22 protein-coding genes are annotated in these 24,521 nt (G+C 67.5%); 9 read left to right on the forward strand and 13 right to left on the reverse strand.

The window, feature by feature from the left end:
- Nucleotides 1-15 precede the first annotated feature (15 nt).
- The 4 genes from ACFYO1_RS27725 to ACFYO1_RS27740 form a co-directional block, all read right to left on the reverse strand.
- Nucleotides 16-834: an alpha/beta hydrolase gene (locus tag ACFYO1_RS27725; RefSeq protein ID WP_387236801.1), complete on the reverse strand. Its 819-nt coding sequence runs from the start codon at nucleotides 832-834 to the stop codon at nucleotides 16-18.
- Between the two features lie 225 nt (nucleotides 835-1,059).
- Nucleotides 1,060-1,269 carry a hypothetical protein gene (locus ACFYO1_RS27730; protein WP_107654883.1) on the reverse strand — a complete coding sequence of 70 codons (210 nt, stop codon included), beginning with the start codon at nucleotides 1,267-1,269 and terminating at the stop codon, nucleotides 1,060-1,062.
- Nucleotides 1,270-1,574: 305 nt separating this feature from the next.
- Nucleotides 1,575-2,786 (reverse strand): radical SAM family heme chaperone HemW, encoded by a 1,212-nt coding sequence (hemW, locus tag ACFYO1_RS27735; protein ID WP_387236803.1) that lies wholly within the window; start codon nucleotides 2,784-2,786, stop codon nucleotides 1,575-1,577.
- 125 nt (nucleotides 2,787-2,911) lie between these two features.
- Nucleotides 2,912-3,313, reverse strand: a complete 402-nt coding sequence (locus tag ACFYO1_RS27740) for an SgcJ/EcaC family oxidoreductase (RefSeq protein WP_387236805.1) — start codon at nucleotides 3,311-3,313, stop codon at nucleotides 2,912-2,914.
- Nucleotides 3,314-3,763: 450 nt separating this feature from the next.
- Between ACFYO1_RS27740 and ACFYO1_RS27745 the strand changes: the two genes are divergently transcribed.
- From ACFYO1_RS27745 to ACFYO1_RS27770, 6 genes are all read left to right on the forward strand, one after another.
- Nucleotides 3,764-5,581, forward strand: a complete 1,818-nt coding sequence (locus ACFYO1_RS27745) for a nitrite/sulfite reductase (protein WP_387236807.1) — start codon at nucleotides 3,764-3,766, stop codon at nucleotides 5,579-5,581.
- Nucleotides 5,582-5,618: 37 nt separating this feature from the next.
- Nucleotides 5,619-6,338, forward strand: coding sequence for a phosphoadenylyl-sulfate reductase (locus ACFYO1_RS27750; RefSeq protein WP_387236809.1), 720 nt, complete (start codon nucleotides 5,619-5,621; stop codon nucleotides 6,336-6,338).
- 158 nt (nucleotides 6,339-6,496) lie between these two features.
- Nucleotides 6,497-7,444, forward strand: a complete 948-nt coding sequence (gene cysD, locus ACFYO1_RS27755) for a sulfate adenylyltransferase subunit CysD (protein WP_387236811.1) — start codon at nucleotides 6,497-6,499, stop codon at nucleotides 7,442-7,444.
- A gap of 1 nt (nucleotide 7,445) precedes the next feature.
- Complete coding sequence (locus ACFYO1_RS27760) at nucleotides 7,446-8,774, forward strand: sulfate adenylyltransferase subunit 1 (protein ID WP_387236813.1); 1,329 nt, start codon at nucleotides 7,446-7,448, stop codon at nucleotides 8,772-8,774.
- A 550-nt stretch (nucleotides 8,775-9,324) separates the two neighbouring features.
- On the forward strand, nucleotides 9,325-10,086 hold the full coding sequence (locus ACFYO1_RS27765) for a sirohydrochlorin chelatase (RefSeq protein ID WP_387238611.1): 762 nt from the start codon (nucleotides 9,325-9,327) through the stop codon (nucleotides 10,084-10,086).
- Nucleotides 10,087-10,207: 121 nt separating this feature from the next.
- The gene (locus ACFYO1_RS27770) at nucleotides 10,208-10,360 is read left to right on the forward strand and encodes a hypothetical protein (protein ID WP_387236815.1); all 153 of its coding nucleotides are present in this window, start codon (nucleotides 10,208-10,210) and stop codon (nucleotides 10,358-10,360) included.
- Nucleotides 10,361-10,476: 116 nt separating this feature from the next.
- Here ACFYO1_RS27770 and ACFYO1_RS27775 read toward each other — a convergent pair whose 3' ends face one another.
- Nucleotides 10,477-11,100 (reverse strand): TetR/AcrR family transcriptional regulator, encoded by a 624-nt coding sequence (locus tag ACFYO1_RS27775; protein WP_387236817.1) that lies wholly within the window; start codon nucleotides 11,098-11,100, stop codon nucleotides 10,477-10,479.
- A gap of 87 nt (nucleotides 11,101-11,187) precedes the next feature.
- Nucleotides 11,188-12,135 (reverse strand): helix-turn-helix transcriptional regulator, encoded by a 948-nt coding sequence (locus ACFYO1_RS27780; RefSeq protein WP_387236819.1) that lies wholly within the window; start codon nucleotides 12,133-12,135, stop codon nucleotides 11,188-11,190.
- Nucleotides 12,136-12,233: 98 nt separating this feature from the next.
- Here ACFYO1_RS27780 and ACFYO1_RS27785 point away from each other — a divergent pair, with 98 nt between their 5' ends.
- Nucleotides 12,234-12,644 (forward strand): VOC family protein, encoded by a 411-nt coding sequence (locus tag ACFYO1_RS27785; protein ID WP_387236821.1) that lies wholly within the window; start codon nucleotides 12,234-12,236, stop codon nucleotides 12,642-12,644.
- 283 nt (nucleotides 12,645-12,927) lie between these two features.
- Nucleotides 12,928-14,289, forward strand: coding sequence for a sigma-70 family RNA polymerase sigma factor (locus ACFYO1_RS27790; protein WP_387236823.1), 1,362 nt, complete (start codon nucleotides 12,928-12,930; stop codon nucleotides 14,287-14,289).
- Nucleotide 14,290: 1 nt separating this feature from the next.
- On the opposite strand, the gene ACFYO1_RS27795 is transcribed toward ACFYO1_RS27790, so the two are convergent.
- The 4 genes from ACFYO1_RS27795 to ACFYO1_RS27810 all read right to left on the reverse strand — a co-directional run bounded on the left by ACFYO1_RS27795 (nucleotide 14,291) and on the right by ACFYO1_RS27810 (nucleotide 19,075).
- Nucleotides 14,291-15,163: a cyclopropane mycolic acid synthase family methyltransferase gene (locus ACFYO1_RS27795; protein ID WP_387236825.1), complete on the reverse strand. Its 873-nt coding sequence runs from the start codon at nucleotides 15,161-15,163 to the stop codon at nucleotides 14,291-14,293.
- A 252-nt stretch (nucleotides 15,164-15,415) separates the two neighbouring features.
- Nucleotides 15,416-16,210 carry an HAD family hydrolase gene (locus tag ACFYO1_RS27800; RefSeq protein WP_387236827.1) on the reverse strand — a complete coding sequence of 265 codons (795 nt, stop codon included), beginning with the start codon at nucleotides 16,208-16,210 and terminating at the stop codon, nucleotides 15,416-15,418.
- A gap of 244 nt (nucleotides 16,211-16,454) precedes the next feature.
- Entirely contained in the window at nucleotides 16,455-17,048 is a 594-nt protein-coding gene (locus ACFYO1_RS27805; protein WP_387236830.1) for a chloramphenicol phosphotransferase CPT family protein, read from the reverse strand.
- A 71-nt stretch (nucleotides 17,049-17,119) separates the two neighbouring features.
- On the reverse strand, nucleotides 17,120-19,075 hold the full coding sequence (locus tag ACFYO1_RS27810) for an Hsp70 family protein (protein WP_387238614.1): 1,956 nt from the start codon (nucleotides 19,073-19,075) through the stop codon (nucleotides 17,120-17,122).
- Between the two features lie 574 nt (nucleotides 19,076-19,649).
- Here ACFYO1_RS27810 and ACFYO1_RS27815 point away from each other — a divergent pair.
- Nucleotides 19,650-20,411, forward strand: coding sequence for an SDR family NAD(P)-dependent oxidoreductase (locus ACFYO1_RS27815; protein ID WP_387236832.1), 762 nt, complete (start codon nucleotides 19,650-19,652; stop codon nucleotides 20,409-20,411).
- Between the two features lie 197 nt (nucleotides 20,412-20,608).
- Here ACFYO1_RS27815 and ACFYO1_RS27820 read toward each other — a convergent pair whose 3' ends face one another.
- The 3 genes from ACFYO1_RS27820 to ACFYO1_RS27830 all read right to left on the reverse strand — a co-directional run bounded on the left by ACFYO1_RS27820 (nucleotide 20,609) and on the right by ACFYO1_RS27830 (nucleotide 24,502).
- On the reverse strand, nucleotides 20,609-22,192 hold the full coding sequence (locus tag ACFYO1_RS27820; protein ID WP_387236834.1) for an FAD-dependent oxidoreductase: 1,584 nt from the start codon (nucleotides 22,190-22,192) through the stop codon (nucleotides 20,609-20,611).
- 1 nt (nucleotide 22,193) lies between these two features.
- Entirely contained in the window at nucleotides 22,194-23,198 is a 1,005-nt protein-coding gene (locus ACFYO1_RS27825; RefSeq protein WP_387236836.1) for a diiron oxygenase, read from the reverse strand.
- Between the two features lie 167 nt (nucleotides 23,199-23,365).
- On the reverse strand, nucleotides 23,366-24,502 hold the full coding sequence (locus ACFYO1_RS27830) for an Hsp70 family protein (protein ID WP_387236838.1): 1,137 nt from the start codon (nucleotides 24,500-24,502) through the stop codon (nucleotides 23,366-23,368).
- Between the last annotated feature and the right edge of the window lie 19 nt (nucleotides 24,503-24,521).

A 24,521-nucleotide genomic window follows, 5' to 3' on the forward strand; every position in this document is an offset into this window, starting at 1 on the left:
GGTTGTCCTTTCGAGTCAGGCGGTCGGCTGGGCGGGCAGGTTCTGTCTTGGCAGGAAATCCAGTGCGGTGTCGGCGATTTCGCGCCAGCCGCGATCGGCGGGCATGGAGTGGCCGCGATCGGGGAAGACGACGAGCTCGGTGACGCCGGAGTTCTTTCGCTGGATCTTGTACTCGGAGCGCACAGTTGCCTCCGGCACCAGGCGGTCGCGCCCGCCGGCCAGCATCAGCAACGGCCCGCGGTCGCGCCCGGTGTCGACACTGGCTTCGCTATTCGGCGTGAAGTTGGCGAGGCCGCCTTGAAACAACGGGCGCACCGGAGCGGGAATGCCATAGGTGGCGAGCAATTTGTCCGATTCCTCGCGCGGGATTTCGCTGGCGAAGGTGCGGTGATAACTCTCCGGGGTATGCGACCACGTTTTGCCGCGCAGCCACGGCTTGCTGAGGATCGGCAGCACGCTCTGAATCTGGGCGAGCGGCAAGGTCAGCACGCCACGGAACTGAGCCGGCGCGATCGCGACGCAGCCGGCCGTGATACCCGAGCCCAGCAATTTCTGCGCGATCAGGCCGCCGAACGAGTGCCCGATGACCACGGGCGGCGTCGGCAGATCGGCGATGAACTTCGCGTAATGATCGGTGACCTCGGCGAGGCCGCGGTTGTTCAACGTACCCGGATTCTTGCGGGTGGCGTCGGCGGTTTCGGCATCACCGGGCCAGCCGGGCGCGAAGGTCCGGTAGCCGGCGCGGTCGAACGCGTCGACCCAGGCGCCCCAACTACTGCTGTGCATCCATAGGCCGTGGATGAACACGACCGGACGTGCGGTGGGATCCGACACGAAAACCTCCTGGAACGGCAGGGTACGAGAGCTGCGCGGAGGGTGCCCTCGCGCAGTGAATCAGCCGGCGGGTCCGGGCCGAGGCGCTGCATTCCGGACACAGACACCGCACGATCGCAATGATCGCGCGGCGCTGGGGTTTTCGTAACCCGTCACATTTCGTCCGGCGCAGATGTGCCGCGTGCGGGCTTGTTTCCCCGCGAGAAGCGAGGAAATTCGGTACTGCTAGTCGCAGACCCTGGCTTGTTTGCCTGCGAGTGCGTCCAAGCCGAGCATCGCCAATAGCGACTGGCAATCATCGGCATTTTGTGAATAGCTGGCAACGGTGCGTGCGGCCACCGCGCTTTGTCGCGCAGTTTCGGCCTTTTCATTTGCCCGCGCCTCGGCGAATTCGCCCGGTTCGTGGATGAGGGTGATGTGTCGTGCCGGGGACATGAATCTCCTTGGGGTTGATCGAAGCCTACAAGGCGCGCTCGCTCCGCGACAGCCGAACCGACTCGGCAGTTCGCTGAATCGGGCCGATCGAGCACCGAATCGGCAGTAAATCGGCAGGTGGTCGCCCTGGTCGAGGGGGCTTGCCAGCCGCGCCCGCTCCGGTGGTGAGGCGGTTGCGGAGGCCCCGGTACCGCTCGACGCCGAGCTGGGTCGTCATGATCGGCAACGGCGTCCGCGCGGGGAAGGTGAGCGTTGCGTCACATGATCACGAAAACGAGTCGCGCGGCACTGCGCCCGGCCCTGGATCAGGGGACGAGGAGTCGGCGAACAACGCCGTCGGCCAGGAGCCTGCCCCGATCGGTGAGAACTAGACGATCCCCAGTGCGAGTCGCGAGGCCGTCGGCGATGACGCGCTCGGCGGCGGCACGACCGTCGGAGTCCAGATCGGCGACCGGCAGACCGGTACGGAGCCGGACGGCCAGCATGACGCGTTCGGTGTAGCGCTCGTCGGCGGTGAGGGTTTCCCAGCCGGCCGCGGGCAGCCCGCCGACGGTGACACGATCGGCGTAGCGGGCGGGGTGCTTGATGTTCCACCAGCGGACACCGCCGACGTGGCTGTGCGCGCCGGGACCTGCGCCGAGCCAGTCACCGCCGTCCCAGTAGCCGAGGTTGTGCCGGCAGGCCGCCGCTTCGCCTGCGGCCCAATTGGATACCTCGTACCAGGTCAGGCCGGCCGCGGCGAGGCGGGCGTCGATGCGTTCGTAGCGGGCGGCGAGGACGTCGTCGTCGGGGGCCGGGAGTTCGCCGCGGCGCACGCGGCGGGCCAGCGCGGTGCCGTCCTCGACGATCAGCGAGTAGGCGGAGACGTGGTCGACACCGGCTTCGAGCACCGCGTCGAGGCTGGCGTCGAGATCGCTGCCGCGTTCACCGGGAGTGCCGTAGATCAGATCGAGGTTCACGTGATCGAACCCGGCGGCGCGGGCCTCTTTCGCGGCGGCGACCGCGCGGCCCGGGGTGTGCGTGCGGTCGAGCACCTTCAGCACGTGGGCGGCGGCGGATTGCATGCCGAGTGAGATCCGGGTGAAGCCGGCCGCGCGGAGGCGGTCGAAGAAGTCCGGCGAGGTGGATTCCGGGTTGGACTCGGTGGTCACCTCGGCGGTCGCCGCGAGGGCGAAGTTGGCGCGCACCGCGTCGAGCACCGAGGACAGGCCGTCACCGCCGAGCAGCGAGGGCGTGCCGCCGCCGACGAAGATCGTCGCGACCTCGGGCGTCGCGGTCGGCAGTTCCGCGAATTGCGCTGCCGCAGTGGCCAACTCGCCCCGCAACGCGTCCAGCCAGGACTGCGGCGACGCGGATGTGCCGAGCTCGCCCGCCGTGTAGGTGTTGAAATCGCAGTACCCACACCGCGTCGCGCAGAACGGCACGTGCACGTAGATCCCGAACGGACCGCCCCCGAAGTCGCTCAGCACCGGCCCCGACGTCTCGGTGCCGACAGGGATAGCCGCAGGTGAACTCACCCCTCTAGTGTGCAGGTCCCGCATCACCCGCCCGCCCCCGGCGTCGGGATCTGGACGACTGATCATCGGGAACTGGTGCAGGTGTATCCCGAGAAGCCACCTGCACCAATTCCCTCTCGGCTACGTCAGTCCTCCGCGACGACGGTGTTCTGGTTCGCGGTGAGGAGCCAGCGGCCGTTCTCCTTGGACATGACGTACATTGGTGAACCCTCGCGGGTGGGTTCGCCGTCGGTGGTGAAGTAGCGCTGGCGGACCTTGACGGCCGCGACGTCGGGGCGGATGAACAGGACGTGCACCACCTCGTAGGTGACGGTGCCGTCAAGCATCGCACCGGGCAGCACCTTCGCGGTGAACTCGGCGATGGCCGGGCGGCCGAGCAGCGGTTTGCCGCCGCCGGTGGTCCAGATCGCGTCTTCGCGGAACAGCCCGATGAACTCGTCGACCAGTTCGTTCTGCTGGGTGTGCTGGATGGTGGCGACTACTTCACGGATGGCGTCGAGGTCGGCGTCGACGGATGCGGTACTCATGCCGCCCACTCTGATACCTGAACATAACTTCAGGTCAAGTCGTCGGAGGGCGCGTGGCGCGGTTCACTTCCGGTGCGGTTTACGCATCACCGGCCGCCATAGACGGATGATCTATGACTGGCGTCACATATCCGGTCAATGGTCCAGGGGATTTCCCGCAAAACTGCGGAAAATACGGACACCCCGTCGGAAGGCCGCCGCTGAGGTGGCACAATAGCTTCATGCGCGCATCGGGAGTACGACTTGTGGCACGTCGCCACGTCGACTACAAGCGCGTCTGTAGTGCCTGCTGTCTGACCGAATCCCCTCGGTAGCTCAGCGACGCCCATCCCCGGGTCCACGACCCGGCGATCCCGATTTTCGACTTCATCGGTCCGCTGACACCGCAGGTGCGAGTCAGCCCCTCGCACCTCCAGCACGGATTTCGATAACCCCGCAGGAGCGACCCCTATGACGTCGAGTACCGACGCCGGTCCGACCGACCAGTCCGGCCCCGAGCCCCGGCCCGGCCACCACACCCGTCCCGACCGCCCCGCGTCCGAGCGCCGCGTTCGCGCCGATCGCCCGCGCGCGGAGGCGGCCGCGTCGACCGCGCCGCGCGCCCGCACGGGTAAGCCGGTGCGCCGCAAGGCGGAGGGTCAGTGGGCGCTCGGCTACCGCGAACCGCTGAACCCGAACGAACAGTCCAAGAAGGACGACAACCCGCTCAACGTCCGCGCCCGGATCGAGAACATCTACTCGAAGCAGGGCTTCGACAGCATCGACAAGGGCGACCTGCGCGGCCGGTTCCGCTGGTGGGGTCTCTACACCCAGCGCGAGCAGGGCTACGACGGCAGCTGGACCGGCGACGAGAACATCGACCTGCTCGAGGCCAAGTACTTCATGATGCGCATCCGCTGCGACGCCGGCGCGTTGAGCGTCGAGCAGCTGCGCACGCTCGGCCAGATCTCCACCGAGTTCGGCCGCGACACCGCCGACCTGTCCGACCGCGAGAACGTGCAGTACCACTGGATCGAGGTGGAGAACGTCCCGGAGATCTGGAAGCGGATCGAGGCGGTCGGGCTCAAGACCACCGAGGCGTGCGGCGACTGCCCGCGCGTGGTGCTCGGCTCGCCGCTGGCCGGGGAGTCGTTCAACGAGATCATCGATCCGACGCCCGCGATCGACGAGATCGTGCGCCGCTACATCGGCAAGCCGGAGTACTCCAACCTGCCGCGCAAGTTCAAGACCGCGATCTCGGGCCAGCAGGACGTGGTGCACGAGATCAACGACGTCGCGTTCGTCGGGGTGAACCATCCCGAACACGGTCCGGGTCTGGACCTGTGGGTCGGCGGCGGGCTGTCCACCAATCCGATGCTCGCGCAACGGGTCGGTGTGTGGGTGCCACTGGACGAGGTGCCGGATGTGTGGGAGGCCGTCGTGTCGCTGTACCGCGACTACGGCTACCGCCGCCTGCGCACCAAGGCGCGGTTGAAGTTCCTGGTCAAGGACTGGGGCATCGAGAAGTTCCGCGAGGTGCTGGAAGAGAAGTACCTGAAGCGCAAGCTGATCGACGGCCCGGCGCCGGAGCAGCCGACCAAGCCGATCGACCACGTCGGCGTGCAGAAGCTGAAGAACGGGCTCAACGCGGTCGGGTTCTCCCCCATCGCCGGCCGGGTGTCCGGCACCATCCTGACCAAGGTCGCCGAGGCGGTCGAGCGGATCGGGTCGGACCGGATCCGGTTCACGCCGTATCAGAAGCTGATCGTGCTCGACGTCGCCGACGACAAGGTCGACGCGCTGATCGACGAGCTGGCGCCGCTGGGGCTGCAAGCGCGGCCGTCGCTGTGGCGGCGAAACCTGATGGCCTGCTCGGGAATCGAGTTCTGCAAGTTGTCCTTCGCCGAGACCCGCAAGCGGTCGCAGGTGCTGGTGCCCGAACTCGAGGAGCGGCTCGCGGATCTCAATGCGCAGCTCGACGTTCCGGTCACCATCAACATCAACGGCTGCCCGAACTCGTGCGCGCGCTCGCAGATCGCCGACATCGGGTTCAAGGGCCAGCTGGTCGACGACGGCAGCGGGAATCACGTGGAGGGCTTCCAGGTTCACCTGGGCGGCAGCCTCGGCTTCGACAGCGCCTTCGGGCGCAAGCTGCGTCAGCACAAGGTGACCAGTGACGAGCTCGGTGACTACATCGAGCGGGTGGTGCGCAACTTCATCAAGCACCGCGAGGACGGCGAACGGTTCGCCCAGTGGGCCGTTCGTGCCGACGAGGCCGATCTGAAATGAGCCTCGATTGCGCCGGGCACGTGATGGGAGATCAACTGTGACAACCGAACTGGTGGCGAAGCTGGCCGAGGACGAGCTCCGGGCCATCGCCGAGAAGGGCGCCGCCGACCTCGGGACAGACGCGTCCGCGCTCGATCTGCTCCGGTGGACCGAGGACACCTTCGGCTCCGGCTACATCGTCGCCTCGAACATGCAGGACGGCGTGCTGGTGCACCTGGCCGCGCAGGTTCGTGCCGGCGTGGACGTGCTGTTCCTGGACACCGGCTACCACTTCGCCGAGACCATGGGCACCCGGGACGCGGTCGAGGCGGTGTACGGGGTGAACGTGATCGACGTCCGGCCCGAACACACTGTCACCGAACAGGATCAGCTGCTCGGCAAGGATCTGTTCGGGCGCGATCCGGGTGAGTGCTGCCGGCTGCGCAAGGTCGTTCCGCTGAAGAAGTCGCTGGCCGGGTACAACGCGTGGGTCACCGGCATCCGCCGGGTCGAGTCGCCGACTCGGGCCAACGCGCCGCTCATCTCGTTCGACGAGGGGTTCGGGCTGGTGAAGATCAATCCGATCGCCGCCTGGTCCGACGACGCGATGCAGGACTACATCGAACAGCACGGCATCCTCGTCAATCCCCTTGTCGAGGAAGGGTATCCGTCGATCGGCTGCGCGCCGTGCACGCGGAAACCGGAGCCGGGCGCCGACCCGCGAAGCGGGCGCTGGGCCGGCCTCGCCAAGACCGAATGCGGGTTGCACACCGCCTGACCGAGAAGGCCCGGAGGAGGCAGCGTGCGTAACCACGTAGGGCCCTCGGGCAGGCAAATCAGACACCGCCTGACCGAGTCAGGCCCGGAGGAGGCAGCGTGCGTAATCACGTAGGGCCCTCGGGCAGGCAGATTGGACACAGCATGACGGAGAGCATTGTGAGCGAACTTCTGGGCGAGTCCTCGAACACGACCGAACGTGCCCTCGGCATTACCGATTTCGACACTCTGGCCGCACTGGAGTCGGAGTCGATCCATATTTTCCGTGAGGTGGCAGGGGAATTCGAGCGGCCGGTGATCCTGTTCTCCGGCGGCAAGGACTCCACCGTGCTGCTGCACCTGGCGCTCAAAGCCTTCTGGCCTGCGCCGCTGCCGTTTTCGCTGCTGCATGTCGATACCGGGCACAACCTGCCCGAGGTGCTGGATTTCCGGGACAAGATCGTCGAGCGGTACGGGCTGCGGCTGCATGTCGCCAAGGTCGAGGATTACCTCGCCGACGGCAGGCTGACCGAGCGGCCGGACGGCATCCGTAATCCCCTGCAGACGGTGCCGCTGCTGGACTCGATCAGCGAGCACCGGTTCGACGCGGTGTTCGGCGGCGGTCGCCGCGACGAGGAGCGTTCGCGGGCCAAGGAACGAATCTTCTCGCTGCGCAACGCCTTCGGGCAGTGGGATCCGAAGCGGCAGCGGCCGGAGCTGTGGAACCTGTACAACGGGCGGCACGCGCCGGGCGAGCATGTGCGGGTGTTCCCGTTGAGCAACTGGACCGAGCTGGACATCTGGCGCTACATCGCCCGCGAGGACATCGACCTGGCGAGCATCTACTACGCGCATCAGCGTCCGGTATATCAGCGCGACGGCATGTGGATGACGCCCGGCGTGTGGGGCGGGCCGCGGGAAGACGAAACGCTGGAAACGCTTTCGGTGCGGTACCGCACCGTCGGTGACGGATCGTCCACGGGCGCCGTGCTTTCCGACGCGGCCGACAACGCGGCGATTCTCGCCGAGGTGGCCGCCTCCCGATTGACCGAACGTGGTGCTACCCGCGGTGACGACCGGGTGTCGGAAGCCGCGATGGAAGACCGCAAGCGAGAGGGTTATTTCTGATATGTCTGCCGAGTGGAGCTTGCGTAGCGAGCCATCAGCACAGCTATTGAGGCTGGCGACCGCCGGTTCTGTCGACGACGGTAAGTCCACTCTGGTCGGGCGTCTGCTGTACGACACGAAATCCGTGCTGGCCGATCAGATCGACGCCGTGACCCGTGCGTCGGTGGACAAAGGGCTTGCCACACCGGATCTTTCGTTGCTCGTGGACGGGTTGCGGGCGGAGCGGGAGCAGGGCATCACCATCGATGTCGCGTACCGTTATTTCGCGACGCCGCAGCGTTCCTTCGTGCTCGCGGATACGCCGGGGCACGTGCAGTACACGCGGAACACGGTGTCGGGCGCCTCGACCGCGCAGCTGGTGATTCTGCTCGTCGACGCGCGCAAGGGCGTCATCGAGCAGACCCGCAGGCACGCAGCCGTTCTCGCGCTGCTCGGGGTGCCGAAGCTGGTGCTCGCGGTGAACAAGATCGACCTGGTCGACGATCCGGCGACCGTGTTCGCGGAGATCTCCGCCGAATTCAACGGGCTCACCCGGGCACTCGGCTGGTCCGACGACGACGTGCTGGAGATTCCGGTGTCCGCGCTGCACGGGGACAACATCGCCACCCGCTCGGACCGGACCCCGTACTACACCGGTCCGTCTCTGATCGAGCACCTCGAGTCGGTGCCGGTCGACGCCGACAGCACCGGCAATCACACACTGGGACTTCGTTTTCCGGTGCAGTACGTGATCCGCCCGCGCACCGCCGAATACCCCGACTACCGCGGCTATGCCGGGCAGATCGCGGCCGGTTCGGTCGCGCCGGGCGACGAAGTGGTGGTGCTGCCCTCCGGGATTCGCACCACCGTCGAGCGGATCGATACTCCCGACGGTGAACTCGCGGTGGCCCAGACCGGCCGCAGTGTCACGCTGATCCTGGCCGACGACGTCGACATCTCCCGCGGCGACACCATCGCCTCGGTCGCCGACGCCCCCGAGCCGATCGACACCTTCGACGCCACCGTCTGCTGGCTCGGCGACAAGCCGCTGCATCCCGGCGCGCGCCTGCTGCTCAAGCACGGCACCCGCACCACCCAGGCGATCGTCGGCAGTCTGCTGGAACGCTTCGACGAGCAGCGCCTGAGCGCCGACCCCAACCCGGATTCGTTGTCCCTCAACGACATCGGCCGCATCTCCGTCCGCGTAGCCGATCCGCTCGCAGTCGACGACTACCGAGTCAACCGCCACACCGGCAGCTTCCTGCTCATCGATCCCTCCGGCGGCAACACCCTCGCCGCCGGCCTCGTCGGCGACGTCCTGTCCGCCGTCGAAGTCGGCACCGGAGTCTGAAATGAACAAACCGTTCAGCACCGCGACGCGGCCCGTCGCCGCGCCCGCGGTGCCGGACGGGGTGCCGAAGCCGCGCGAGATCGCACCGGTAGCCACTGGTTTCACAACTGAGCCGCCCGCTGCAGCTGCACTGACTGCGCCCGTCGACGCTGTACCGGTCGAGGTCGCGACAACTGCACCGGGCAACAAGACGCAACGCACCAACGCACACGCGGCGATGTCGGTTTCGGCGTGCGAGATCGCGCGAGACGCTCCAAGTTTCGTGACGAAGCCAGCTGTTTCGGCTGCACTGATGCCGAGTACGCCCACCGGCGCTGCGCCGTCCGAGGTCACACTGACTGCTCGAGACATTGCGACGCAACGCAACGCCACACATGCGATGGTGTCGTCCGGGGTCGAGGCAGCGCTGGGTAGCGACACCGCTGCACCAGCGACGGCGTCGGCATCTGCACGCAAGACTGCGTTACGGGCCGCCAGTTCGGCGATACCTCCTGTCATCCAGGCAGCATTGGTACCGAATGCGCTTGCGTTGCCGAACGTCGGGGGCGAACTGCTCGGGCGTGAGGTTGGGACGGGGCGTGGCGGTCCTGCGTTGATTGCGGTGGCGCATGGGAGCCGGGATCCGCGGTCGGCGGCGACTATGGCCGCGGTGGTTGGGGGGATTGCGGCGGGGCGGCCGGGGGTCGATGTGCGGTTGGCGTTTCTCGATTTGAACGCGCCTTCGGTTGAGCAGGTTGTGGATGCTGTTGCGGCGCAGGGGCATACGCAAGCGGTAGTGGTGCCGCTGTTGTTGGGGAATGCGTTTCATGCGCGGGTGGATCTGCCCGGCCTGCTGGCTGCGGCGCATGCTCGGCATCCGCAGTTGCAGTTGACTCAGGCGGATGTTCTCGGGGCCGATTCGCGGTTGATCGGGGCGTTGCGGGATCGGGTGGAGGCGGCGTCGCTCGGCGCTTCGTCGAATCGACTGGGAGTCGCGGTGGCCGCGGTCGGCTCTTCCTCCTCCGCTGCCAATGCCCGCACGGCCGAGGTGGCCCGCCGCCTTGCCGAACTCACCGGGCACCTCACCGAGATCTGCTTCGCCACGACCGAACCGACCCTGCCCCAAGCGATTTCCCGCCTGCGCACCCGAGGTGCCGGCAACATCCTGGTCGCCCCATGGTTCCTGGCACCGGGCCTACTCACCGACCGCCTCCTCTCCGCGGCGCCAGATGTCATCCACGCCAACGTCATCGGACCCCATTCGGCACTCACCGACATCGCCTGGAACCGCTACGACGCCGCACTAGCGAACACCCTCACCCTGTCGGCTTGACCGGCAAGCCCACCCCGCACGTCGCCCCGTCGGCCAGTTCAGATCCAGTCGGAACGCCGGCCCGATAGTTACGTCATCGGCTTCGCCATGCAGCCGCCCGGCCCACTCGCACAATGCGCCGGTGAGCGCGAAGTACAGGACCGGCTGGATCGCCGAGGTCGCCACCGGCGCGGCAATCAACGGTCCAATCGGCTTGCCTGGCAAACGAACCGATGGTTCGTCGTCCGCCGTTCAGGCCGCCGACGTGTGGTCGGCACGCTTCATATCGACGTAGTCGGCTGCGAGCACGCCGGTATACGAAGGTGTCGTTCTACCCGGACAATTTCCCGTCGATATCGGCGATAGCCGGGCGGAGGAGCGCGAAAATGTCCGCGGAGACCGGGTCAATGCTCAACTGAGCAGGTTGCCGACGATGGCGCGGGCGGTCGCGACACCCCACTCGTCACCCATCTGGTGGGCGGTGTGCGCGGCCGAGATCACGGCGTCCAGTTCGAAGGCGATGACATCGGCGTTGTGTTCGCCGAGGTGACCTTGTTCCTGCGCACGACGGATTTCGTTGGACAGGAATGTGATGAAGTCACGATGGTCCGCCGAGATAGCGTCGCGGACCGGACCGGGCCGGCTGTCGAACTCGGCGAGCGTGGCCACGCGGAAGCAGCCGCCGGGGAAGGCCGGCTCGGCGACCTGCCCGAACCAGCGCTCGACCAGCGCGCGCAACCGCGGCATCCCGCTCGACTCGTGCAGACTCGGCGTGATGACCTCGTCCAGGAACACATCCCGCGCCGCCTTGACCGCGGCCAGCTGCAGGCTTTCCTTGCTGCCGAACAGCGTCGCGATCCCACTCTTACTGAGGCTGAGATCGGCGGCGAGCCTGCCGATCGTCACGCCGGTCAACCCCTCGACAGACGCCACATCGGCCGCATGCCGCGCGATCGAAGCGCGTGATCGCGCCCCTTTCGCCAACCGCTGATCGGTGCCTTGCTGCCGTCCGGCAGCCGTAGTGGACTCGGACATCACCCTATTCTTCCACGAAATCGCCAAAATACGAACGTACGGTCGTACTGCAATCAATCGGCCTGACCCGGCCGTCCCGCACGGTGGCTAGTCCTCTCGGTAGCGGTCGAGGAGTTCGGTGGCTATTCGGACCAGTTCGGTGCGGACTTCGGGCGGGTCGAGGACTTCGATAGAGGCGCCCCAGCCGGCTAGTTGCTGGGCGAGCATCCAGGGGGTGGGGGCGGTGACCTGGACTTGGATGCGGCCGTCAGGGACCGGGCCGATTACTACGCAGTGCCTGCCCTGCTGGTTGCGCAAGATCGGGAGCAGGCGGTCGGAGATGAGGACGGTGGCGGCGGTGGCGGCGCGGCGTCGTTCGAGTTCGTCGACCACCTCGTTCCACGTGGCGGAGAGGTCGAAATCGGTTGGGCGGTGGGCGGATTCGTCGGTCGGGACGGCTTCGGTGATGCGATCGACCCGGAAGGTGCGCTGGCCGCTCTCGGTGCCGGCGATGAGATACCAGATGGCGTCTTTGTCGATCAGGCCCCACGGGTCGACCAGCCGCTCGGTGCGTTCGCCCTGCTTGCTTGCGTAGCGCAGGCGAACCTTGTTGCGCTGCACCACTGCTCGCTGTAGCAGCGCGACCACCGGAGGCAGCTCACGATCTGTATGACCCCATCGGGCCGGGTCGATTACCACGGCATCGGCCGCTGCGGCAGCGTCGGTACGGAACGGTTGCGGTAGGGCTCGAACCAGTTTGCGCAGTGCGGATTTCACCTCCGGCAAGGCGTTCGCGGACGGTCCCGCGAGCAGAAACAACGCCCGCGCCTCCCCCGCGGTCAAGCCCGTGAGATCAGTGCGCGCCCCACCGACCAGCGACCACCCACCACCGCGACCGGGCTGTGGATACACCGGCACGCCCGCCGTCGACAACGCCTCCAGATCACGTCGCGCGGTCGCCACCGACGTCTCCAGCTCCGCGGCGACCTCGGCGGCCGTCACCCGCCCGCGCGTCTGCATCATCAGCAGAATCGCCACCAATCTGTCCGCTCGCATGCGCCCAATTCTGCCCGGAAAAGTGCTCATTCGGTGAGCACTTAAGGGCGGAGGATGGTTTTCACAAGCAGGGCAGGAACCGAAAAAGGAGATCGACAATGCTGCGAGGAATGGCGACGAGCACGTTCTACGCCGACGACCTGGAGGCCGCGAAGGACTGGTACACCGAGTTCCTGGGCGTCGAGCCGTACTTCACCGTCCCCGGTGGCTACTACGAGTTCCGCATCGGCGACTACCTGGCCGAATTCGGTCTCGTCAACCGTGCGTACGGCCCGGCGGGTGCGCGTAATGCCCCCGGCGGCGCGATCGTCAACTGGCACGTCGACGACCTCCGGGCCACCTTCGACCGGCTGCTCGAGCTCGGCGCCGAGGAGTACGACCCGATCACCGAGCGCGGCGTGGGCACCGGTTTTGTCACCGCCTCGGTCGTCGACCCGTTCGGCAATATCCTCGGCCTGATGTCCAACCCGCACTACCTCGAGGTGCTGGCCGGCACCGGCCCGGCCTAACGTCGAAACGGTGACATGGTGCCGGACGGGACTCGTTCGTCCGGCACCATGCCCCGCCGCGTGTCCCGGCCGGTCGCCTCGGCCGGGACACTGCGCGAGCCGCCGCTGGCAGGCAGGCTCTGCATAGGAGTCGCAGCCGAAGCGCCCGCGGATTGGTCTGGATTTCGACGGCGCGCGGGGGCAGTGCGGACGCGCCGGCGAACCCGGCGTCATATGATCTGGCCCACATCCGCCGCTGCCGTCGCGCACGGCTCCCGGCTCGGTCAGGTTTGGAAGGACACCTATGGTCAGCCGCGCCCCAGCCCTACCCGGCGCCCGCACCCTCGACGACATGACCGAGCAGGCGAACACTCCGGAACTATTACTGCGCCGTGTGGCCCGCGGCGACGAGCAGGCCTTCGCCGCGGTCTACGACCTCGTGGCCGGCCCGGTGCTCGGCATCGTCGACGCTGTCCTGCGTGACCATGCCCAGTCCGAGGCGGTCGCGCGGGAGGTGCTGCTGGAGATCTGGCTCGAAGCCGCACAGTTCGACGAACACGGCCGCAGCGCCGTGGCGTGGGTGCTGACCATCGCGCACCGTCGCGCCGCCGACCGGGTGCGCTATCAGCGGGCCAATGCCGAAAGAGACAACCGCGCAGTGCAATTGGAGTCACACCACGACGAAGTGGCGACGGAGCATGCCGCGCTCCGGCAGTCGCTGGACGAGCTCACCGACCTGCAACGCCGGTCGATCATCCTCGCCTACTACGGCGGCCGCACCTATCGCGAGGTGTCCGAGGCGCTGGACGAGCCGGTCGGCACGATCAAAACCCTGATGCGCGAAGGGCTGCTCCGCCTGCGGAATAGTTCGGGAGCGCTCGTGACCACATCCGACCCGCATACTCGCACGGGCGCTTACGTTTTGGACGCGCTGTCCCCGACCGAACGCGCCGTCTTCGAGCAACATCTGACCGAGTGTGCAAGGTGCCGCACCGAGATCGACGAGCTGAGCGAGGTCGCGCTGGAACTCGCGGTCGCCGTGCCGCCGTTGCCTTCCGCGGAGCTGAAAGACCAGGTGCTCGCCGATATTCGCGTGCGCCCGCAGCGGCGCGGCCATGCGCTCGGACAGACCCAGCTGTTGCCCGCAGTAGATGCACTCGGCCGTACGGACATCATGCCTGCGTTGAATGGGTTGTCGGACAACGATATTCCACCGCGCGGTCGCCAATGGATCATCCGAGCGGCGATCGGTCTCGCGGCGGCGATCACGTTGGTGGCGGTCTTGATCACCGGACTGTCGTTGATCCGCGGCGAGCGCGGTGGCGAGGCGGTCGCGGCGGATCAGGTGCGCGACGCCGTCACCTGGAACGGTGAACTGACAACCGGCGACGGAACGGCCACGGCGGTGGTGTCGGCCGGCGTGGGCAAGGTGGTCGTCACCGCCACCGGACTGCCCACGCCGGACGACCGGCACGGCTACCAGCTGTGGACCATCCCGGCCGGCGGCACACCGCGTTCGGCCGGGATGATGCACGTCTCCGGCGATCGCGCCGAACTGGCGACGGACCTGACCGGAGACGCCACGCTGCTGGCCATCACGGCCGAACCGAGTAATGGGTCGGTTCAGCCGACGACGCCCATCGTGGCGCGAATCCCGTTGAGCTGAACTACTTCACACAGGTGAACTGCATGACGTCGATGTGCCCGGCCCGGAAGTGGTGGGCACATCCGGTCAGGTAACGCATGTACGTCTGATAGGTATCCGGGCCGCACAGGGCCTCGGCCTCGTCGCGGCGCTCCGCCAGGGCGGCCGCCCAGAGGTCGAGGGTCTTCGCGTAGTGCAGTTGCAGCGGGTGGATCCGTTCGATGGAGAAGCCGGCGCCTTCGGCGTACTGGCGGATGCCCGGCGGGAATTTGCTGCTGTGGAAGGGCAATTGGCCGCCCGGGAAGATGACGTCACGGATGAATCGGAAGAAGTCGATATCGGTCCGGTCGAACTTTATGTCGTGTTCGCGCAGATAGGTCAGGCCATAGATGACGATGCTGTGCAACAACATTCGGCCGTCTTCGGGCAGGATGCGGTAGGCGAAGTCGAAGAACTCGGTGTACCGCTCGTGCCTGAAGTGTTCGAACGCACCGATACTCACGATGCGGTCGACCTTGCCGTCGAACTCCTCCCAGCCTTGCAGGCGGACCTCGGCGCGACCACCGTAGCCGCCCTCGTCCAACATCCCTTGGACATAGCTGTGCTGGTTCTTGCTGAGTGTCAGCCCGATGACCTTGACGTCGTAGCACTCCAGTGCGCGCATCATCGTCGAACCCCAGCCGCAGCCGATGTCGAGCAGGGTCAGACCGGGCCGTAGATCGCACTTCCCCAGTGCCAGATCGATTTTCGCGCGCTGCGCCTGTTCCAGGGTGTAGTCGTCCTGCTCGAAGTACGCGCAGCTGTAGGTGCGGGTCGGGTCGAGGAACAGGGCGAAGAATTCGTCGGACAGGTCGTAATGGGTTTGCACCTCCGCGTAGAACGGCGTGCGGGTCATGTCGATAACCTCCGTCGAGTCCATCGATGGTCGCCCGGTCCCGCGAACACGGCGGGATCGGCCGAGGAACAGGCGATCGAGCAGCGGTGCCGCGGACGGCACCGTGACGTTCACGCAGCGGCGATGCTTGGCCAGGCGACGGTCCTGACATCAGCTACGAACATCGATGTTCACAATAGCGTATGGGCATAACTCATCAACAGGGGTGGTGGGCTGGTCGATGCCAGCGCCCCAACGAGCAGCGGCGCTGCGCTACGGGCGGAACCAGCGCTCCAGCACGGTTGCGACGCCGTCTTCGAGGACGTTGCCGGTTACCTCGTCGGCCAGGTCTCTGACGGCGGCCGGCGCGTTGGCCATGGCTACGGAATGGGCTGCCCAGTGGAACATTTCACGATCGTTGTAGCCGTCGCCGATGGCCAGGGTGGCGTCGCTCGGGACGTCCAGCGCCAGGCGGAGCCGCTCGAGGGCCCAGCCTTTGGAGACGCCTTGGCGGGAGACGGTGAGCCAGGGGCCGAATTCCCCGTGCACCCAGCTGGCGCCGGGGACCTGGAGCTCGTGCAACAGGCGCAGCATTTCCTCCAGCGAACCCTCCGGCCACCAGCCGTTGAGCCGCGGGGTGGGCTCGCTGCTCAGGGCGCTGTGGTCGACGAGGAGGTAGTCGCCGAGCGAGTACTCCCCCGGGCTGTAGCCGGTGGCCCAGTAGCCGACGCCGACCTTCTCCACGGCGAAGATCATCTCCGGGATCAGCGCGCGCAGGGCGAGGACGGCGGGTGCGGGGTCGAAATCCTGCACCGTCAACGGCTGCCCCTTGGCCACGTCGACATGCACAGCGCCGTTCGAACACAGCGCGTGCCCCTCGACGAGCCCCAGTTCGGCCAGCACCGAACGGGTCGTCAGCACGGTCCGCCCGGTAGTCACCACCACGTGCGCACCCGCCTCGACCGCGGCGCGCACGGCCGCGGCCACGCGCTCACTGACTGGACTGCCGGTGGCGAGCAACGTTCCGTCTACATCCAGCGCGATCAGCTGGGGTCCCCCGTCTGCCATCACCTCATTGTGCCTCGACACCAAGGTGCGCGTCCCCCGATTACCCCCGCCGAGACCGCCACGCACGCCCGAGGATTCAGCCCGATCGGCGGCAAGCCCGCGCCGCACCACGCCGACGTACGCAGCCGAGGCAGTCGGCGGAACACCCGCGATCAGCGCCAAATATGGACTGTCCGGCGTAACTTCGCTCGGAGCTCTAGAACCGGTGCGGATCCCGAGAGGGTGCGGATTCGCGGCGGGACCCCTAGCGGTGGGTCTGGCGGAGTACGGCTTCGGCCAGTTCGGTGGGCGTGCCGGTGCTGGTGTCCACGGTCAGGTCATAGGCGATGCCGTGGGCGTGAACGCTGTGGAAGTGGCCACGGGCCAAGCCGATCTCGTTGCCGCGGGCCAGTTCTCGCTGCTCCGCGACGTGCAACGGGCAGGTGACGGCGACCAGTCGAACGTCGAGGCCGGCGAGGGCGGTCAGCCACATCGGGAGCAGGTCCGGGGTCAGCAGCATCTCATCGATGACCAGGTGGTCGCCACCGCGGGCGAAGGCGGCAGCGGCGGCGCAGGCGGAGCGCAGCATTCGAAGACCGACCTCGCCGTACCGAACGACCAGCAGCGGGTGCCCATCGGCAGCACGACCGGTGCGGTCATACCAGAAGCCCGCGCGACTCAACGGCCCGTCCCGGCCGCCGCCCCAGTTCGGCGGCACCAGATCGAAAAGCGTGTCGATCCCCCAGTAGACGAACGGAACGTCGCTCACATCCTGAATGCCGCGAGCCAAGGTCGTCTTCCCCGAACTCGACGTCCCGTTGAGAAAGATGACCTGGCTCTGGAGTTCGCCGCTCCGCATCCGGCAACACTATCGAGTCCACTGACGCATATGCAGATCCGTCTCGGCGGAAATAGCGAATCCCCGGTGACTCAGTGGGCGCCGGGGCCGCCACCTGAGCCGCCGGAGCCGCCGGAGGAGGAGCCACCGGCCGAGGAGCCGCCGGACGACTCGCTGCCGGAGGTGCTGCCGCCGGAGGTCGAGCCGGACGTAGTGGAACCGCCGGAGGTGCTGCCGCCGGTGGAGGTGCCACCTGAGGTGGTGTTGCCGGATGCGGTTCCGCCCGAGGTGGTGCCGCCGGAAGTCGTGCCGCCCGCGGACGAGGAGGTGGAACCGCTGGTGGTGCCGCCGGAGGTGGTGCCGCCGGTCGAGGTTTCGCCGGAGGATGTGCCGCCGCCGGTGCTGGATTCGCCGGCGGATCCGCCCGAGGTGGTGCCACTGGAGGACGTGCTACCCGAGGTCGTTTCCCCGGTGGAGCCAGAAGTGCTTGTGCCGGTTGATGTCCCGGGGCCGGCCGTAGTGCCGGCGGTCGGGGTGTCCACGGCGCCGCCGGTAGCGGGAGTGCTTGCGACGGGCGCGGAGGCTACCGGGTCCGGCACCGCGGGGGCCGGATTGGCCGCAGGCACAGCGGGTATGGCGCCTGCCGGTGGCGCTACGGGGGCGCCGGCGATCGGAACCGCGGGTTGGGCCGGCGTGCCCGGCGCGGGGAGCGGTCCCGGCTGCGGGATGAGCTGGCCGAAGGGCAGCGGGTTGATGAAGTACGCGGGGTTGGCGTAGGTGCCGCCGTATTGCGTTGTGGCTCCCGGGGTTCGGGGCTCGTTATGGGAGCCGAGGCGCGATTCGGCGACGCTGGGACCGAGTTTGGTGGCGTGCGAGGCGGGGGTGATGAAGAGGCCGTAGGCCGAGGGTTTCGGCAGTCCGGCGCTGGTGGCCAAGGCGCGGGAGGTGGTCCAGCCGGCCGGAGTCGCCACCCAAGCGTCCCGGTGGCCGGTCAGATCCGCGCTCGCGTCGTATAACAAGGTGTCGGTGGTCGGCGCGTCGAGACCCGGGAAATGTTCGAGCACCGGTGACGCGCTGGGAGTCGAGGGGCTGCCGAAGACGGTTACCGCCGACATGGCAACCGCGGAAACCACGGCGGCGCTGGAGAATACGGCGACGCGCGGCGAGTGCTCCTTGCCACCGGACGCGGCGAGGGCCATGGTGCGGGCGGCCATGAGGGCGGCGCCCGCGGCGACGGTCTGGCCGGGATCGGCCGAAATCACCAGGGGGCGGCCGAGTTCGGCGAGGGTACGGGCGACCTCGGCGGGGCGGGCCGCACCGCCGACCAGCAGAATGCGGCTGATGTCGGACAGGGTGAGGTCGGCGGCGCGGACGGCGGCGCGCACCAGCTCGAGCGTGTCGTGGATGTGCGCGGTGCGCAGGCCGTCGATGTCGACCATCGACAGCATCGACGTCGGCGTGGTCGTGCGCGGTCCGGTCTCATGGGCGTAGCGGGCGATCATCGCGCCGAGCGGACGACCGCCGAAGTCATAGGAGCGCACGGGTTTTCCGACCATCGGATGGTTGTCCCAGTCGGGTCCGACCCGCACGATGGTGATGTCGAGACTGGTTCCGCCGAGGTCGTAGACCAGCACGAAGCCGGGCTCCAGCGGACCGTGTTCCTGCTCCAGCCATTCCGCGGCCGCGACCGGTTCCGGCACCAGCGCAACGTCACTCGCGCCGGACAGATCGAGCGCCTGCCGCAGCAGCGACACCTCTTTGTCCGAATAGGTTGCGGGATAGGCGGCTACCGCACCCGACTCGGTAGCGGCCGGCTCCGCGGCCCGCAGCCCGTTCACCACGGCGGCGACCAGGTTCGCCGACGACCAGATGCGCCCGCCGACGATCATCGGCTCCGGGTCGCGGCTCAGATCGGCGAAATCCGTTACGGCCATACTGAATTGCGGGATGCCGCCGATCCGTAGCCCACCCGCGCTGTCGAAGGTCACCGCGGTGCGCCGGCTGCGCACGACGGGCCGGGTTCGCGCACCGGTCACCGAAGCCGTCATAGAGTTCACTGCGCCGATGCTGAAACCCAGACCTGTGGTCATATGCTATCCCGTCAACGTACCGAGACCACGTCCATCACACAGAGAACCGTGTGGCCGCGGTCGTCTTCCAAACAGCCAGCACAGATTAGCTGTTCGGCTCGCTGGAAGGATGTGGAATAGACATGAACGGCACGAGAATGGCGCGAAACGTTTAACTCTTGACCACAATGATCCGCATCACCTGCGACTATGCTTCCGCGGCAGAGTTGTTCAGCCCACTCGACAGGCGCCGATTCCATACCGCCCCATCCGATCTGGTTACCTCGCAGCGATTCAGACAATGTTCCGATAACCGATCAACAACCCGAACCACCCCGAGAATCCAGGGTTACATAAAGACACTGACTGGTCGGTAACCAAACCATAGCCAGCGCTGACGATTTCAGCACAGCTCAACTCCGCCCGCGAGATACATGATGCATCAACTCCAAGACCGTTTCCCGCCAGCACCGACGACGCGCTCCGGCTTGACTTGGTTCCGCGACCGCACCACCGAGGTGAGATCGCAAGAACAAGAAGGGAAATGGAGACCATGGCGACACGGTTCGCGGACAAGGTCGTGCTGATCACGGGTGCCAGCTCGGGTGTCGGTAAGGCGGTGGCCCTGCGGGTGGCGAGTGAAGGTGCGGCTGTAGTGCTCGGCGCCCGCGGCAAGGACGCGGGCGAGCAGGCGGCCGCCGAAATCCGGGCGGCCGGGGGACGCGCGCTGTTCGTGCCGACCGATGTGACGGTGGAGGCGGACGTCGAACGGCTCACCCAGGCGGCGCTCACCGAGTACGGCCGCCTCGACGCGGCTTTCAACAACGCGGGCGCGCTCAACACCTTTGGCCCGATCGGCGAGATCGATGAGGCCAGCTGGCGGGCCGACCTGGAACTCAACCTGACCAGCGTGTTCTACGGCCTGCGCCACCAGGTGCCCGCGCTGATCGCCAACGGTGGCGGCGCGATCCTCAACAACGCGTCCAATCTCGGGGTGGTCGGCATGGGCTCGGTCGCGCCGTACGTGGCGGCCAAGCACGGCGTCGTCGGCCTGACCAAGGCGATCGCGCTGGAATCCGCAGCGCAGGGCGTCCGGGTGAACGCGATCGTGTCCGGCGCGATCGACACCCCGGCGTTCCGCAACTCGATGGGCGCGACGCCGGAGGGCGAGGCGACGATCGCCGCACTGCACCCGCTGGGCCGGATCAGTCAGCCGGCCGAGATCGCGTCGTTCTGCGCGTACCTGCTCAGTGACGAGGCCGGATTCATCACCGGCGCGGCCCTCGCCATCGACGGCGGATTCACCGCGCAGTAGAAGCCCGGACGGGTCGCCGCGCGCGACCCGTCCGAACGCGGTTCCGCCGCGCGTGAATCGTCAGCGCGTGGCGGCAAGGACATGGTGCGGAGAACACGGCCCGCCGCGGTCACGCGGCCGGGCAGGGCACCATCGACGGCGACATTGGCGTCGATGGTGACGGCCTCGCGGGACCACGTGGTCCCCGAGGAGTCTGCTCAGGAGCGAGTCAGCAGACGACGGACCGGACCGCGGCGCTTGGTGGCGCCCGCAGTGCGGACCGCAGGCTGACGCCGGCGGATCAGGTGATCGAATTCCGTTGCGCTGCCTGCGGGCTCGGGCAGGCGACCGGCGTTGAAGTCGTCGGCCAGCTGCCGCACCGTCTCCTGCGCGCAGGACTTGTTGGTGCCGATGAAGCCGGTCGGACCGCGCTTGATCCAGCCGGTGACGTAGGTGCCGGGAAGCACCGCACCGTCGAGGCGTTCGAGCACCCGGCCGTCCCGGTTCGGGATCACGTTCGCCGCGGCGTCGAACGGCAAGCCCGGCAGCGGCACACCGCGGTAGCCGACCGAGGTGAGCACGAGACCCGCGTCGAGCCGCTCGGTGGCGCCGGTCGCGACCGCGCGGGTGCGGCCGTCGGCATCGGTGACGAGCTCGTTGCGGCTCACCTCGATGCCGGCGACTCGGTCGGTGCCGAGAATTTCGGTGGGAGAAGCCAAGTAGCGGAATACGATTCGCTTGCGTTCGCCGAACGGCCGGGCACCCACACTGTGCAGTAGGCGCAGCTTCTGCTCGACCTGATACGGCAGACCCTCGGTCACCTCGGGCAGCTCACCCTCGATCGCGATGTCCACGTCCGCGCCGAGCAGGCCGACGAATTCCGGCACGGTGAAGGCGGATTCGAGCGGACCGCGGCGGCCGAGGATGACCACCTCCTCGATCTTGCTCTCCCGCAGCGCCCGCAACGCGTACGGCGCGATGTCGGTGGCCGCCAGCGCATCCGGGTCACTGGTGAGGATGCGCGCGACATCGAGGGCGACGTTGCCGTTGCCGACGATCACCGCCCGCTGCTGCGACAGGTCGAAGACGCGGTCCACGTGATCGGGATGCCCGTTGTACCAGGCGACGAAGTCGGTGGCAGAGATGTTGCCGGACAACCCTTCACCGGGGATGTCGAGCTTGCGATCGGCGGAGGCGCCGACGGCGTAGATCACGGCGTGGAAGTGATCGAGCAGTTCTTCATGCGAAACATGCGCGCCCACTTCGACATTCAGGTACGAGCCGAAACCGTCCTGAGCCGAGATGATGTCGAACAGCTCGCTGACCTTGCGGGTCTTGTCGTGGTCCGGGGCGACACCGTGCCGGGCCAGCCCGTAGGGCACCGGCAGCCGATCGAACACGGTCACCGACACGTCGGGCTGGGTCAGCAGCTCGTCGGCCGCGTACATCGCCGACGGACCGGATCCGACGATCGCCACCCGCATCGGCCGGCGCTCGGTGCGAATCTCGGCCGCGGGCACCGGCTTCGCCAGCAGCGGCCGCGGCCGGGTCTGCCGGTAGAAGTCGGCGTTGATCTCGATGAACGGCTTCTGCTCGTCGGTCAGCTTCTTCGCCGACACGATCGCGTCGACCGGGCACGCGGTGGCGCAGGCGCCGCAGTCGACGCACGCCTTCGGGTCCACGTAGAGCATGTCCGCGGTCAGGAAGTCCGGCTCATCCGGGGTCGGATGGATGCAGTTGACCGGGCACGCGTACACGCAAGACGCGTCGCTGCAACAGGATTGGGTGACGATGTAGGGCACGTCAGCCGACCTTGGCCGAACGCAGCGGCTCCGAACGGTAGCGGGTGGTGTGGCCGTCGATCTTGAGCAGCTTCCAGACCGCCTTGGAGACCGGGTTCATCAGGCCGATGTCCTTGGCCAGGGTGCGCACGTCGCCGAAGAAGTCGCTGAACTCCTGCTTGGATTCCTTCGACCCGTAGAACAGTTCCTTGCGCACGTAGTCCGGGATGTCGAATTCGCGCCAGAACGACCGGGGCGGGGTGAAGATCGAGCGGCCCAGGATGTACATGACGATCGGCATCGCGATCGACAGGACGAACTTGCTGCCCGGCTTCGCCTCGGGCACATGGATTTTCAGGAACTCATGGGCGAAGGAGATGTGCCGCGCCTCTTCGGCCACGTGAATGGCCATGACGCCGCGCATGATCGGGTGCACGTCCTCGCCGGAGCGCAGGATCGCCTTCTGAATGTGGTCGATCGGCTCCTCGCCGGCCAGCACCGCCATGAAGAACAGGTTCGGGAACAGCGCCGCGACCGGCGCGCCGAGGTACTTGAACTTGCGCACCAGCGGGCCCATGCCGGGCACGTCCTCGCCGATCCGGTTCACCATCTCCTGGAACATCAGGGTGTGGTTGTGCTCCTCGATCATCTCGTGGGAGCAGTAGCGGAACTCGGGGGAACCGTTGGGCAGGCCGAAGTTGTGCGTGACCATGCCGCTGATCAGGATGGTCTCGAATTGCAGGCCGACCTTGGCGACGTTGGCCTGGCGGTACTTGCCGATCGCGATCTTGCGCTCGTCGGTCTGCGCGAGGTACCACGGGTGGCGACCGAGCGGATCGGCCGACACGGGCAGGATCCACCGTTCCGGGCCCGCCTCGGGGGCGAAGTCGGGGTTGTCCCAGTCGATGTCCTCGAACGGGTCGAAGTGCTTGTTGACCGATCCCTCGGAGAGCAACAGCAGCTTCGAGGCGTACTCCTGCGCCTTCTCCAGATCGGAATCGACCGGGGGCGTCACGGCTGTAGACATCGTCGTCGCTGCCTCTCCTCGTAGGTTTATCTGTTTCCCATAGTTACACCTACGACGGGGCACGTCAACCCACGAAGACATAACGGCTGCCCGATCTGGACGATCGACCGGCGCAAGCCGAGAGACCGGTGGCGGCGGCCCTCGTCACCATCGCCACCGGATCCCCGTCAACGCAGCCCGAGCTGCGCCAATCCCACGACCACGCCGTCGGCGGGCAGCGCGAGCGCCATGCCGATGCCGGCGACGGACAACCCGGCGGCCAGCGCGACTCTGCTCAGTCGCTGCTTGGTCCGCTGCGACAGCACCATCGCCCTGGTGGCCGCGCGCCGGTGTGCGCCCTGGCGGCGCTTGCCGTGGTGTTTACCCGCCGATTCCTCGGCGGCGACGGCGGCCCGGCGACCGATGATCGCCGCGCCGTCCGCGATGGTTCGTTCCGGGTCGGGCGCCACGATCACCGGCCGGGCCAGCTCCCCCGCCAGCACCTGGGCCACCTCGACCGGCCGGGCCGCGCCGCCGACCACGACGACACAGTCGACGTCGGCCATGGTGACGTCCGCGGCGCGCAGGCACCGATAGACGAGTTCCAAGGAGGCCCGCACATGTTCGGTACGCAACTCGTCCGCGGTCGTGCCGGTGACCGAGCCCGATATAGAGGCCGACGGCAACCCGCGCCCGGCCCGCGAGGCGACCAGCGCGCCGAAGGCCCGGCCACCGTATTCGGCGGAGTGCATCGGCTGACCGGCGATCGGGTTGCTCGGGCAGCCCGCGCCGACCCGGACCAGCGTGACGTCCAGGCTCGCGCCGCCTAGGTCATAGACGAGGGCCAGTCCGGGCATGAGCGGGCCGCGATCGGACTCCAGCCAGGCCACCGCCGCGATGGGTTCGGCGACCAGCTCGACGCGGTCGAGCCCGATGGCGTCCAGCGAGGCGCGCAGATCGCCGATGTGCGTCTCGGTATAACGCGCCGGATAGGTCAGCACGATGCCGGCCTCGCTGCCGTGCGCGTCGTAGTGCGGCCGACCCAGCAGCGTCTCGCCGATCAGGCACTCGGCGACCACCGCGACCAGGTCGGCAGGCGAGAGCGCACGGTGGCCGACCCGCGCCGACATGATGGAACGCTGGGTCAGATCGGCGAACTCGATGATCGCGCGCCCGTGGCGCGGAATCATGCCGACCCGGGCCAGACCTGTGCTATCGAACGTGAGTGTTGTTCGGCGGGTGATGGATTGGGAGCGCTGGGCCCATCGGCGGCCCGGCGGAGCCTTCGCTGAACCCTCCTCCGCGAGCGCGGAAACCGTGTTCACCGTACCGATGCTCAAACCG

It is taken from the genome of Nocardia sp. NPDC006044 (assembly GCF_042871115.1).
Taxonomy (GTDB): domain Bacteria; phylum Actinomycetota; class Actinomycetes; order Mycobacteriales; family Mycobacteriaceae; genus Nocardia.

Bases quoted from the DNA above. Each gene is read 5' to 3' on its own strand.
- ACFYO1_RS27730 (WP_107654883.1), bottom strand. From the start codon at position 1,269: ATGTCCCCGGCACGACACATCACCCTCATCCACGAACCGGGCGAATTC.
- ACFYO1_RS27740 (WP_387236805.1), bottom strand. From the start codon at position 3,313: ATGAGTACCGCATCCGTCGACGCCGACCTCGACGCCATCCGTGAAGTA.
- ACFYO1_RS27745 (WP_387236807.1), top strand. From the start codon at position 3,764: ATGACGTCGAGTACCGACGCCGGTCCGACCGACCAGTCCGGCCCCGAG.
- ACFYO1_RS27760 (WP_387236813.1), top strand. From the start codon at position 7,446: ATGTCTGCCGAGTGGAGCTTGCGTAGCGAGCCATCAGCACAGCTATTG.
- ACFYO1_RS27775 (WP_387236817.1), bottom strand. From the start codon at position 11,100: ATGTCCGAGTCCACTACGGCTGCCGGACGGCAGCAAGGCACCGATCAG.
- ACFYO1_RS27780 (WP_387236819.1), bottom strand. From the start codon at position 12,135: ATGCGAGCGGACAGATTGGTGGCGATTCTGCTGATGATGCAGACGCGC.
- ACFYO1_RS27785 (WP_387236821.1), top strand. From the start codon at position 12,234: ATGCTGCGAGGAATGGCGACGAGCACGTTCTACGCCGACGACCTGGAG.
- ACFYO1_RS27790 (WP_387236823.1), top strand. From the start codon at position 12,928: ATGGTCAGCCGCGCCCCAGCCCTACCCGGCGCCCGCACCCTCGACGAC.
- ACFYO1_RS27795 (WP_387236825.1), bottom strand. From the start codon at position 15,163: ATGACCCGCACGCCGTTCTACGCGGAGGTGCAAACCCATTACGACCTG.
- ACFYO1_RS27800 (WP_387236827.1), bottom strand. From the start codon at position 16,210: ATGGCAGACGGGGGACCCCAGCTGATCGCGCTGGATGTAGACGGAACG.
- ACFYO1_RS27805 (WP_387236830.1), bottom strand. From the start codon at position 17,048: ATGCGGAGCGGCGAACTCCAGAGCCAGGTCATCTTTCTCAACGGGACG.
- ACFYO1_RS27810 (WP_387238614.1), bottom strand. From the start codon at position 19,075: ATGACGGCTTCGGTGACCGGTGCGCGAACCCGGCCCGTCGTGCGCAGC.
- ACFYO1_RS27815 (WP_387236832.1), top strand. From the start codon at position 19,650: ATGGCGACACGGTTCGCGGACAAGGTCGTGCTGATCACGGGTGCCAGC.
- ACFYO1_RS27825 (WP_387236836.1), bottom strand. From the start codon at position 23,198: ATGTCTACAGCCGTGACGCCCCCGGTCGATTCCGATCTGGAGAAGGCG.